Source organism: Kitasatospora sp. NPDC001660 (assembly GCF_053596725.1).
In genome coordinates this window covers 331,727-344,327 of record NZ_JBSFGU010000005.1, presented here as the reverse complement: position 1 = coordinate 344,327, position 12,601 = coordinate 331,727, and the positions used below count along the sequence as shown (strand labels likewise).

At 77.5% G+C, this 12,601-nt stretch carries 1 protein-coding gene (only partly in view); it reads right to left on the bottom strand.

Annotated features, from left to right (window positions below):
- Window positions 1-12,601 carry the 5' portion of a type I polyketide synthase gene (locus tag ACWCXH_RS08560; RefSeq protein WP_449800613.1) on the bottom strand. Its footprint begins 15,479 nt before the window's first position, so the window shows 12,601 of its 28,080 coding nt (coding positions 1-12,601); its start codon is at window positions 12,599-12,601; its stop codon lies beyond the left edge, outside the window.

Below are 12,601 nucleotides of genomic sequence, written 5' to 3'. Positions count from 1 at the left end.
CGGGCAGCACCGGCGCGAGCGCGCCGCTGTCGATGCGCAGTCGGGCGGCCAGCGCCTCGACGTCGGCCTCCTCCACGGCGCTCCAGAACTCGCCGTCCTCCGGCTCCCCGCCGGGGCGCGGCGCGACGGCCCACAGGTGCTCGTGCTGGAAGGCGTAGGTGGGCAGCGGCACGCGGCGGCCGCCGGTTGTGAGGGCGGACCAGTCGGCCCGTCCGCCGCGGACGAAGGCCTCGGCGAGCGAGGCGAGGAACCGGTCGGTGCCGCCCTTGTCGCGGCGCAGGGTGCCGACGGCGGTGGCGCGGTCGCCGCGGTCCTCGGCGGTGGCCTCGATCGCCATGGTGAGGACGGTGTGCGGGCTGACCTCGACGAACAGGCCGTGGCCCTGGGCCATCAGCTCCCGCACGGCCGGGTCGAAGCGCACGGGCTGCCGCAGGTTGCGGTACCAGTAGCCGGCGTCCATGGCGGTGGTGTCGAGCCAGTCGCCGGTGACGGTGGAGAAGAACGGCACGTCGGCGGTGCGCGGGCGCACGGTGGCGAGGGCCGTGAGCAGGTCGTCCTTGAGGAGTTCGACCTGGGCGGAGTGCGAGCCGTAGTCCACGCTGATCCGCCGGGCCCGCAGGCCCTCGGCCTCGAACTCGGCCATCAGCTCGTCGAGTTCACCGGCCGGACCGGCGACGACGACGGTCCGCGGCCCGTTCACGGCGGCGACGGCCAGCCCGCCGCCGCGCGAGCGCAGCCGCTCCTCGGCCTCGTCGGCCGGCAGCGGCACGGAGACCATCCCGCCGGAGCCCGCGAGGACGCGGCCGATCAGCCGGCTGCGCAGCGCGGCCACGCGGGCGCCGTCCTCCAGGGAGAGCGCCCCGGCGACGACGGCCGCGGCGATCTCGCCCTGCGAGTGGCCCACCACGGCGTCCGGGTGGATCCCGTGCGCGCGCCACAGCTCGGCGAGGGCCACCATGACGGCGAAGGTCGCGGGCTGGACGACGTCGACGCGGTCCAGCGCGGGCGCGCCCTCGGCCTGGCGCAGCACGTCGAGCAGCGACCAGTCGACGTGCGCCGACAGGGCCGCCGCGCACTCGGCGATGCGCTCGGCGAACACCGGCGACTCGTCGAGCAGTCGGGCGCCCATGCCGGCCCACTGCGAGCCCTGGCCGGGGAAGACGAAGACCGTCCGGCCGCCGTCCTCGGCGAGGCCGTGGACGGCGTTCGGCGCGGAGGTGCCGGTGGCGAGCGCGGCGAGGCCCTCGCGCAGTTCGGCGGCGTCGGCGCCGAGCACGACGGCCCGGTGCTCGAACAGGGCGCGGGTGGTCAGCAGGGTGTGCGCGACGTCGCGCGGGCTCGGGTCGTGCTCGGTGCCGAGGTGGTCGGCGAGGCGCGCGGCCTGGGCGCGCAGGGCGCCGGGGGTGCGGGCGGAGAGCACCCAGGGCACGACGCCGCCTGGCGCTTCCACGACCGGAGCCTCGACGGCGGCGGGCGCCTCCTCCAGCACGACGTGCGCGTTGGTGCCGCTGATGCCGAAGGAGGACACCGCGCAGCGGCGGACGCGCTCGCCGGCCGGCCACGGCGTCGGCTCGGTGAGCAGGGTGACGGTGCCCGGCGTCCAGTCGATGTGCGAGGACGGCTCGTCGGCGTGCAGGGTGGCCGGCAGCACGCCGTGGCGCAGCGCCTGGACCATCTTGATCACACCGGCGACGCCGGCCGCCGACTGGGTGTGGCCGATGTTGGACTTGACCGAGCCGAGCAGCAGCGGGCGCCGCGGGTCGCGGTCGCGCCCGTACGCGGCCTGGAGCGCCTGGGCCTCGATCGGGTCGCCGAGGGCGGTGCCGGTGCCGTGCGCCTCGATGGCGTCGACGTCGTCGGGGGTGAGGCCCGCGTTGTGCAGGGCCTGGCGGATGACGCGCTGCTGGGACGGCCCGTTGGGCGCGGTGAGCCCGTTGGAGGCGCCGTCCTGGTTGATCGCGGAGCCGCGGATGACGGCGAGCACCTGGTGGCCGTTGCGCTCGGCGTCGGAGAGCCGCTCCAGGACGACGACGCCGACGCCCTCGGCGAGGGTCATGCCGTCGGCGGCCTCGGAGAAGGCCTTGCAGCGGCCGTCGGCGGCGAGCGCGCGCTGGCGGCTGAAGGCGATGAAGGCGTTCGGGTTGGTCATGACGGTGGCGCCGCCGGCGAGCGCGAGGGAGCTCTCGCCGCCGCGCAGCGACTGGCAGGCCAGGTGCAGCGCGACGAGCGACGAGGAGCAGGCGGTGTCGACGGTGACGGCCGGGCCCTCCAGGCCGAACAGGTAGGCGAGGCGGCCGGAGAGCACGCTCGGGCTGGTGCCGGTGACGGCGTGCCCGGCGGAGCTGTCGTCCATGCCGAGCCCGTACTCCTGGTACGTGGACCCGATGAAGGTGCCGGTCGCGCTGCCGTGCACGGAGGTCGGGTCGATGCCCGCGGATTCGAGGGCCTCCCAGGTGGTCTCCAGCAGCAGGCGCTGCTGCGGGTCCATGGCGAGGGCCTCGCGCGGGGAGATGCCGAAGAACGCGGCGTCGAACTCGCCGGCCTCGTGGAGGAAGCCGCCCCGGGTGGAGTAGGTGCGGCCGGGGGTGTCCGGGTCGGGGTCGTAGAGGCCGGTGTCCCAGCCGCGGTTGTCCGGGAACTCGGAGATGGCGTCGGTGCGCTCCGCGACGAGCCGCCACAGCTGCTCGGGGTCGGCCGCGCCGCCGGGGAACCGGCATCCCATGCCGACGATGGCGATCGGCTCGTCCGGGTCGACGGCGGTGACCGGCGGCGCCGTCACGTCCTGCGGGCCGTCGAGCAGTTCGCCGCGCAGGAAGGCGGCGAGCGCGACGGGCGTCGGGTGGTCGAAGGCCATCGTGCTGGGCAGCGGCAGGCCGGTCAGCGCGGCGAGGCGCTTGCGCAGCTCGACGGCGGTGAGCGAGTCGAAGCCGGCGTCGCGGAAGGCGCGCTTCTCGGGCACCCCGTCGACGGAGCCGTGGCCGAGGACGGCGGCGGCCTCGCGGCGCACCAGGTCGACGAGCAGGCGGTCGCGCTCGGCCTCGGGCAGGCCGCGCAGGCGGCGGACGAGGTCGGAGGCGGCGCCGGCGTCGGCCGCGGCGCCGCGGGCGAGGGCGCGCACCTCGGGCAGCTCGTCGAACAGGACGCTCGGCCGGGCGGCGGTGAAGACGGGGGCGTAGCGCTCCCAGTCGACGTCCGCGACGGTCACGGCGACGTCCTCGTGGACGATCGCGCGGCGCAGCTCGGTGAGCGCGGTCTCCGGGGCGAGGAAGCGCAGGCCCTGGCGGCGCAGGCCGTCGGAGACGGCCTCGTGGGCGGCCATGCCGGCGCCGGCCCACGGGCCCCAGGCGATCGAGGTGGCGGTCAGGCCGCGGGCGCGGCGGTTCTCGGCGAGGGCGTCGAGGTAGGCGTTGGCGGCGGCGTAGGCGCTCTGGCCGGCGCTGCCCCAGATGCCGGCGACGGAGGAGAACAGGACGAGGAAGTCGAGGTCGTGGTCGGCGAGGAGGGCGTCGAGGTGGGCGGCGCCGTGCAGCTTGGCGGCGGTGAGCGCGGCGACCTCGGCGACCGGGGTGTCGGCGAGCGGGGCGGCCTGGCCGACGCCGGCGGCGTGCACGACGCCGGTCAGCGGGTGCTCGGCCGGGATCGCGGCGAGGACGGCGGCGAGCGCGTCGCGGTCGGCGACGTCGCAGGCGACGACGGTGGCGGTGGCGCCGTGCTCGGCGAGTTCGGCGACCAGCTCGGCGGCGCCGGGGGCGTCCGGGCCGCGGCGGCCGGTGAGCACGAGGTGCCGGGCGCCGCCGCGGGCCAGCCAGCGGGCCACCTCGGCGCCGAGCGCACCGGTGCCGCCGGTGACGAGGACGGTGCCGTCGGCGGTGAACTCCTCGGCGCGGGGCAGCTCGTCGACGGCGTACCGCACCAGGCGGCGGCCGTACGCGGCGGTGCCGCGCAGCGCGACCTGGTCTTCCCCGCCTCGGCCCCCACCCGCGAGGACGCCGACCAGGCCCTGCACGGTCGGCGCGTCCAGCACCGGCGGCAGGTCGACCAGCCCGCCCGGCGCCTGCGGGCGCTCCAGGGCGGCGACCCGGCCGAGGCCCCACGCGGCGGCCTGGACGGGGTTGGTGAGCGGGTCGGCGGGCCCGGTGGAGACGGCGCCGCGGGTGACCGTCCACAGCGGCGCGGCCGAGCGCAGGTCGCCGAGGGCCTGGGCGAGGACGACGCCGAGCGCGACGCCCTCCGGCAGGCCGGGCCCGGGGGTGGGCCGGTCGGCCAGCGGGAGCAGCGACAGGATGCCCGCGAGGTCGCCGAACCCGGCCATGCGGCGGGCGAGTTCGGCGCGGTCGCGGCAGTCCTCGTCGAGCGCCAGCCGCTCCAGGCGGGCGCCGTGGCCGCGCAGGGCGTCGAGGAGCTCGGCGTCGTCGACGGCGTCGGTGGTGACGACCAGCCAGGTGCCGTCCAGCACGGGCGCGGCCGCCGGGCGGACGGGCCGCCAGTGGACGCGGTAGCGGACGGCGTCGAGCTGCGCCTTCTCGTGCCGGGTGCGGCGCCAGTCGGCGAGGGCGGGCAGGAGGGCGTAGAGGCCGGCGTGCTGTTCGTCGCGCAGGCCGAGCAGGTCGGCGAGTTCGGCGGCGCTGCCGCGCTCGACGGCGCCCCACAGGGCGGAGTCGGCGGGGTCGGCGGCCGGGGCGGCGGTGCCGGCCTCGGCCTCGGGCCAGTAGCGCTCGTGCTGGAAGGCGTAGGTGGGCAGGTCGGTGCGGCGGGCACCGGTGCCCGCGTACAGCGCGGCCCAGTCGAGGGCGTGGCCGCGCACGTGCAGCGCGGCCAGGGCCAGGGCGGCGGTCCGCTCCTCGGACCGTGCGGCGCGCAGCAGCGGGACGGCCGTCACGGCGGCGTCCGCCAGGACGTCCTCGGCCGGGCCCTCCCCGGTCAGAACTTCCTCGGTGAGCGCGGACAGCACGCCGTCGGGGCCGAGTTCGAGGAAGGTGACGGCGCCGGCCGCGCGGGCGGTGCGGACGCCGTCGGCGAAGCGCACGGCGCGGCGGACGTGCTCGACCCAGTACTCCGGGGAGCACAGCTCGGCCCCGTCGGCGAGCTCGCCGGTGGTGTCGGAGACGATCGGGACGGCCGGCGCGCGGAACTCCAGCTCCGCGACGGTGCGCCGGAACTCCTCCAGCATCGGGTCCATCAGCGGCGAGTGGAAGGCGTGCGAGACGCGCAGCCGCTTGGTCCGGCGGCCCTCGGCCGCGAACTCCCCGGCGATGCGCAGGACTTCGTCCTCCAGGCCGGAGACGACCACGGCCCGGGGCCCGTTGACGGCCGCGACGGAGACGCCGGGCACCAGGCGCGGCAGCACCTCGTCCTCGGCGGCCTCGACGGAGACCATGGCGCCCCCCTCGGGCAGCGCGTCCATCAGCCGGGCCCGCGCGGCGACGAGCGCGCAGGCGTCGGCGAGCGAGAGCACCCCGGCGCAGTGCGCGGCGGCGATCTCGCCGACGGAGTGGCCGAGCAGCACGTCGGGCCGCACGCCGAGCGAGACGACCAGGCGGAACAGCGCGACCTCGACGGCGAAGATCGCGGGCTGCGCCCAGCCGGTGCGGTTCAGCAGCTCCTCGTCCTCGCCCCACAGCACGTCGCGCAGCGGGCGGTCCAGGCGGGGGCCGAACTCGCGCAGCACCTCCTCCAGCGCCTCGGCGAACACCGGGAAGCGCCCGGCGAGTTCGCGTCCGGTGCCGAGGCGCTGGGCGCCCTGGCCGGCGAACAGCACGGCGAGCCTCCCGGCGCCGGTCTCGCCCGCGACCAGCCCGGCGGCGGGCTCGCCCGCGGCGAGGGCGGTCAGGGCCGCGAGCAGCTCGTCGCGGTCGCCGCCGACGGCCACCGCGCGGTGGTCGAAGCCGGAGCGGGTGGTGGCGAGCGAGAGGCCGACGTCCGCGAGGCTCGGCTCGGGGCTCGCGGCGGCGAACGTGCGCAGGCGGGCCGCCTGGTCGCGCAGCGCGGCCTGGCTGCGGCCGGCCAGCGGCCAGAGCAGGACGGGCTCCGCGAGGGCCGGAGCGGGGCCGGCGGAGACGACGGCAGGAGCCTGTTCGAGGATGACGTGGGCGTTGGTGCCGCTGAAGCCGAAGGAGGACACGCCGGCGCGGCGCGCCCGGCCGGTCTCCGGCCAGTCCGCCTCCTCGGTCAGCAGCTCCACCGCGCCCTCGTCCCAGTCCACGTGAGAGGACGGCTCGGCCGCGTGCAGGGTGCGGGGCACGATGCCGTGCCGCATCGCCAGCACCATCTTGATCACGCCCGCGACGCCCGCGGCGGCCTGGGTGTGGCCGAGGTTGGACTTCACCGAGCCGAGCAGCAGCGGGAGTTCGCGGTCCTGACCGTAGGTGGCGAGGAGGGCCTGGGCCTCGATCGGGTCGCCCAGGGAGGTGCCGGTGCCGTGCGCCTCGACGACGTCGACGTCGGCCGTCGCGAGCCCGGCGCTCGCCAGGGCCTGGCGGATGACGCGCTGCTGGGACGGCCCGTTCGGGGCGGTGAGCCCGTTGGAGGCGCCGTCCTGGTTGACGGCGGAGCCGCGTACGACCGCCAGCACCGGGTGCCCGTTGCGGCGCGCGTCGGAGAGTCGCTCCAGGGCGATCACGCCGACGCCCTCGGCCCAGCCGACCCCGTCGGCCCGGTCGGAGAACGCCTTGCAGCGCCCGTCCGGGGCGAGGCCGCGCTGGCGGGAGAACTCGATCAGCGAGGTCGGGGTGGACATCACGGTGACGCCGCCGGCCAGCGCGAGCGTGCACTCGCCGGCGCGCAGGGCCTGCATCGCCCAGTGCATGGCGACGAGCGACGAGGAGCACGCGGTGTCGACGGTGACGGCCGGGCCTTCCAGGCCGAGCGTGTAGGAGACGCGGCCGGAGGCGATGCTCGGCGAGGTGCCGCTGCCCTGGTGGCCCTCGAAGCGGCCGTCGGCCAGCAGCGCGGAGTAGTCGTTGTACATCACGCCGGCGAACACGCCGGTGCGGCTGCCGCGCAGCGACACCGGGTCGATCCCGGCCCGCTCGACCGCCTCCCAGCAGGCCTCCAGCAGCAGGCGCTGCTGGGCGTCGGTGGCCAGCGCCTCGCGCGGGCTCATGCCGAAGAAGCCCGGGTCGAAGTCGGCGGCCCGGTGCAGGAAGCCGCCGAAGCGGGTGTAGCTGGTGCCGAGGTGGTCCGGGTCCGGGTGGTAGAGCGCGTCGACGTCCCAGCCGCGGTCGGTGGGCAGGCCCGAGATGGCGTCGGTGCCCTCCCGCAGCAGGCGCCACAGGTCCTCGGGCGAGGCGACGCCACCGGGGTAGCGGCAGCTCATGCCGACGATCACGATCGGGTCGTCGTCGGCCGCCGCACGCACGGGGGCCGCGGCGGCGGGCGCCTGGGCGCCCGTCAGGCCGTCCAGGACGTGCCCGGCCAGGGCGGTGACGGTCGGGTAGTCGAAGACGACGGTCGCGGAGGTGCGCAGGCCGGTGGCGGCGCTCAGGCGGCCCCGCAGCTCGACGGCGGTGAGCGAGTCGAAGCCGAGGTCCTGGAACGGGCGGTGCGGGTCGACCTCGGACGCGTCGGCGTGCCGCAGCACGGCGGCCACCTGGGCGCGGACCAGCTCGACGACGGCCTCGGTGCGGCCGCGCTCGTCCAGCCCGGCCAGCCGGCGGGTGAGGGCGCCCGCCGCCTCGGAGGCGGTCACGGCGGCGCGCCGGGCGGGGGTGCGGATCAGGCCGCGCAGCAGCGGCGGCACCTCGCCCCGGGCGCGCAGCACCGGGAGGTCGAGGCGGACGGGCAGCAGGACGGCCTCGGGGCGGGCGAGGGCGGCGTCGAACAGCGCGGTGCCCTCGGCCTCGGCGAGGGCCGGGGTGCCGAGCCGGGCGAGCCGGTCGAGGTCGGCATCGGTGAGCCCGCCGGCCATACCGCCGGTCGGGCCGCCCACCGGCATCCACGGACCCCAGCCGAGCGACTGTCCGGGCAGCCCGGCGGCACGGCGGGTGCGCACGAGCGCGTCCGCGAAGGCGTTGCCGGCGGCGTAGTTGCCCTGGCCGGCCGCGCCGGCCGTGCCGGAGAAGGACGAGAAGACGAGAAAGGCGGCGAGGTCGAGGGCCCGGGTGGCCTCGTGCAGGTGCCACAGGGCGTCGGCCTTGGGCCGCAGCACGGCGGCGAGCCGCTCGGGGGTGAGCTGCTCGACGACGCCGTCGTCGAGCACGCCGGCGGCGTGCACCACGGCGGTCAGCGGGTGTTCGGCCGGCACGCCCGCGATCAGGCGTCCCACGGCGGCGCGGTCGGTGAGGTCGCACGCCTCGACGGCGACCTCGGCGCCCGCCTCGGCGAGCTGCGCGGCCAGGTCGGCGGCGCCCTCGGCCGCGGCGCCGCGGCGGCTCGCGAGCAGCAGGCGCCGGACGCCGTGCCCGGCGACCAGGTGCCGGGCGAGGACGGCGCCGAGGCCGCCGGTGCCGCCGGTGATCAGGACGGTGCCGTCCGCGTCCCACGCGGTACCGGTGGCGGCCACCGCACCGGCGCGGGCCAGCCGGGCCGCGAGCACGGTGCCGCCGCGCACGGCCAGTTGCGGCTCGTCGCCGCCGAGCGCACGCTCGGGCAGCGGGCCGCCGGCCGGGTCGAGGTCGACCAGGCCGAACCGGCCCGGGTGCTCGGCCTGCGCGGAGCGCACCAGGCCCCACACGGCGGCCGCGGCCGGGTCGGTGACCTCGTCGTCCGCGGCGGTGGCGACGGCGCCGCGGGTCACGAAGACCAGCCGACCGTCGTTCGTGTCGTCGGCGAGCCACTCCTGGAGCCGGGCCAGGGCCCGGGCCGTCAGTGCGTGGGCCGAGCCGACCGGATCGGCCGGGTCGCCCGCGAGCGGCACGAGCACCACCTCGGCAGCTCCGCCTCCCGCAGGGCCCTCGCCCGCCGTCGGCAGCACGCCGAGGCCGAGCGGGTCCGCGTCCGGGACGGCCACCGAGGCCGGCGCCTGCGCGCCGCCGCGCGGGCGGGACCAGCGCAGCTCGAACATCGCGTCCCGGACCAGCCCTGCGCCCGCGCCGGCCAGTGCCGGGAGCGCCCGCAGCAGCAGCGAGCCGATCGAGGCGACCGGGCCGCCCGCCGCGTCGGCGACCTCGACGGAAACCGAGTCGTCGCCGGTCGCGGACAGCCGCACCCGCACCACCGACGCCCCGGCGGCGTGCAGGCTGACGTCCTGCCAGGAGAACGGCACCCCGCCGAGCCCGAGGAACGCCGTCGCGTGCAGCGCCGCGTCCAGCAGCGCCGGGTGGATCCCGAACGCGCCCGCCTCGCCGCTCGCGCCCTCGTCCAGCGCGACCTCGGCGAACACGTCCTCGCCGCGCCGCCAGGCCGCGCGCAGCCCGCGGAACGCCGGGCCGTAGCGGAAGCCGGCGCCGGCCAGCCGCTCGTCCAGGCCGTCCAGGTCCAGCCCCTCGGAGCCGGCCGGCGGCCACGCGGTGAACTCCTCGGCGGCGGCGCGGTGTTCGCCCGCCGTTTCGCCGGCCGCGAGGATGCCGTCGGCGTGCTGTGTCCACGGGGCGTCCTCGTCACCCTCGGGGCGGGCGTAGACGCCGACGGTGCGCCGCCCGCTCGCGTCGGCCCGCCCGGCCCACACCTGCACCTGCACGCCGCCCTGCTCGGGCAGCGGCAGCGGCGCGGTGAGCGTCAGCTCCTCGACGCGCTCGCAGCCGACCTCGTCGCCCGCGCGCACGGCGAGCTCCAGGAAGGCCGTGCCGGGCAGCAGCACGGTGCCGTCCACGGCGTGGTCGGCCAGCCACGGGTGGGTGCGCAGCGAGAGCCGGCCGGTCAGCAGCAGGCCGTCGGTGTTGGCGAGCGAGACGGCGGCGGCGAGCAGCGGGTGGTTGGCCGAGCCGAGCCCGGCGGCGCGCACGTCGCCGGTGCGGGAGAGCGCGCTCTTCGGCCAGTAGCGCTTGTGCTGGAAGGCGTACGTGGGCAGGTCGACGCGGCGGGCGCCGGTGCCCGCGAAGTAGGCGTCCCAGCGCACCGGGACGCCGCGCACGTGCAGGCCGGCGACGGCCTCGGTGAGCGCCTCGGTCTCGGCGCGGCCGGGGCGCAGCGCGGCGAGGGCGGTGCAGCCTTCGCCGGCCGACTCGTCGAGGCCGCCCTGGGCGAGCGCGGCGAGGGCGCCGTCGGGGCCGAGTTCGAGGAACAGCGTGGCGCCGTGGCCGCCGAGCCACCCGACGGCGTCGGCGAAGCGGACGGCCCGGCGGGCCTGGTCGGCCCAGTGGTCGGCGGAGGTGAGCTGCTCGACGGTGGCGAGCGTGCCGGTGAGGGTCGAGACGAGCGGGATCGCGGGCGCCTGCGGGTCCAGCCCGGCGACGACCGCGCGGAACTCGTCGAGCATCGGGTCCATGAGCGGCGAGTGGAAGGCGTGCGAGACGCGCAACCGCCTCACCTTGCGGCCGAGTTCGGCGAAGTGCGCGCCGAGGGCCTCGGCCGCGGCGCTCTCGCCCGCGACGACGACGGCCTGCGGGCCGTTGACGGCGGCCAGCGACACGCCGTCGCCGAGCAGCGGGAGGACCTCGTCCTCGCTCGCCTGCAGCGCGACCATGGCGCCGCCCTCCGGCAGCGCCTGCATCAGCCGGGCCCGGGCGGCGACCAGCGCGCACGCGTCGGCCAGCGAGAACACCCCGGCGACGTGGGCGGCGGCGATCTCGCCGACCGAGTGGCCGGCCAGGAAGTCCGGCCGCACACCCCACGACTCCAGCAGCCGGTAGAGCGCGACCTCGACGGCGAACAGCGCGGGCTGCGCGTGGCCGGTGCGGTTCAGCAGTTCCCCGTCGGCGCCCCACAGCACGTCGCGCAACGGGGTGTCGAGCCGCCCGTCGAGCTCGGCGAGCACCTCGTCCAGCGCGGCGGCGAACACCGGGAAGCGGTCGGCCAGTTCGCGGCCCATGCCGAGGCGCTGCGAGCCCTGCCCGGCGAACAGGAAGGCGAGCTTGCCACGGCCCTGGGTGGTACCCAGCACGGCCTGGCCTTCGCCGCGCCCGTCCGCGAGCGCGGCGAGCGCGGCAGCGGCCTCGGCGCGGCCGGGCGCGGTCACCACGGCGCGGTGCTCCAGGGCCGCCCGGGTGGTGGCGAGCGAGTGGGCGAGGTCGGCGTCGTCGCCCTCGGCGTCCGCCGCCAGGAAGGCGACCAGCCGCTGCGCCTGGGCCCGCAGCGCCTCGGGGGTGCGGCCGGAGACCAGCCAGGGCAGTGCCCCCGGCACGGTCTCCCCAGCCGCGGGGGTCTCCTCGGCTGCCGGGGCCTCCTCGATGATGGTGTGCGCGTTGGTGCCGCTGAGGCCGAAGGACGAGACACCGGCCCGGCGCGGCTCGGCGCCCTGCGGCCACGGCGTCGCCTCGGTCAGCAGCCGGACGGCGCCGGACTCCCAGTCGACGTGCGTGGACGGCTCGTCCACGTGCAGGGTCCGCGGCAACAGCTCGTGCCGCAGCGCGAGCACGGTCTTGATCACCCCGGCCATGCCGGCCGCGGCCTGGGTGTGGCTCAGGTTCGACTTCACCGAGCCGAGCAGCAGCGGGCGCTGCGGGTCGCGTCCGCGCCCGTAGGTGGCGAGCAGCGCCTGGGCCTCGACCGGGTCCCCGAGGACGGTGCCGGTGCCGTGCGCCTCGACCGCGTCGACCTGGTCGGCGGAGAGCCGGGCGTTGCGCAGCGCCTGCTCGATGACGCGCTGCTGGGACGGACCGTTCGGGGCGGTGAGCCCGTTGGAGGCGCCGTCCTGGTTGACGGCGGTGCCGCGCACGACGGCCAGCACCCGGTGCCCGTTGCGCCGGGCCACCGACAGCCGCTCCAGGACGAGCACGCCGACGCCCTCGGCCCACCCGGTGCCGTCAGCGGAGTCGGCGAAGGAGCGGCAACGGCCGTCCGAGGCCAGGCCGCCCTGGCGGGCGAACTCGACGAACGTGGTGGGGGTCGACATGACGGTGACGCCCGCGGCGAGCGCCATGCCGCACTCCCCCGCGCGCAGTGACTGCGCGGCCAGGTGGAGCGCGACGAGCGACGACGAGCACGCGGTGTCCACGGTGACGGCCGGGCCCACGGCGCCGAGGACGTAGGAGAGCCGGCCGGAGATCACGCTGGTGGCGTTGCCGGTCAGCACGAAGCCCTGGACGTCGTCGTCCGGTCCGGTGCGGTAGTCCTGCGGCATCGCGCCGACGAAGACCCCGGTGCGAGTGCCGCGGACGCCGCTGGGGTCGATGCCCGCACGCTCGATCGCCTCCCACGACGCCTCCAGCAGGACGCGCTGCTGGGGGTCCATGGAGAGCGCCTCGCGCGGCGAGATGCCGAAGAAGCCCGGGTCGAAGTCGGCGGCGCCCTGCAGGAACCCGCCCCGGACGTCGACCGGCCCGTCCGCCGGGTCCAGCTCCCATCCGCGGTCGGCCGGCAGGCCGGTGATGCCGTCCTCGCCGGCGACGAGCATCGCCCAGAGGTCCTCCGGGCCCGCGACCCCGCCGGGGAAGCGGCAGCTCATCCCCACGATGGCGATCGGCTCCCGGGCGGCCGCCTCCAGCTCGTCCACCCGCTGCCGGGAGCGCTGGAGGTCCGCGCTGGCCCGCTTGAGGTAGTCCCGGAGCTTCTGTTCCTTGTCCAT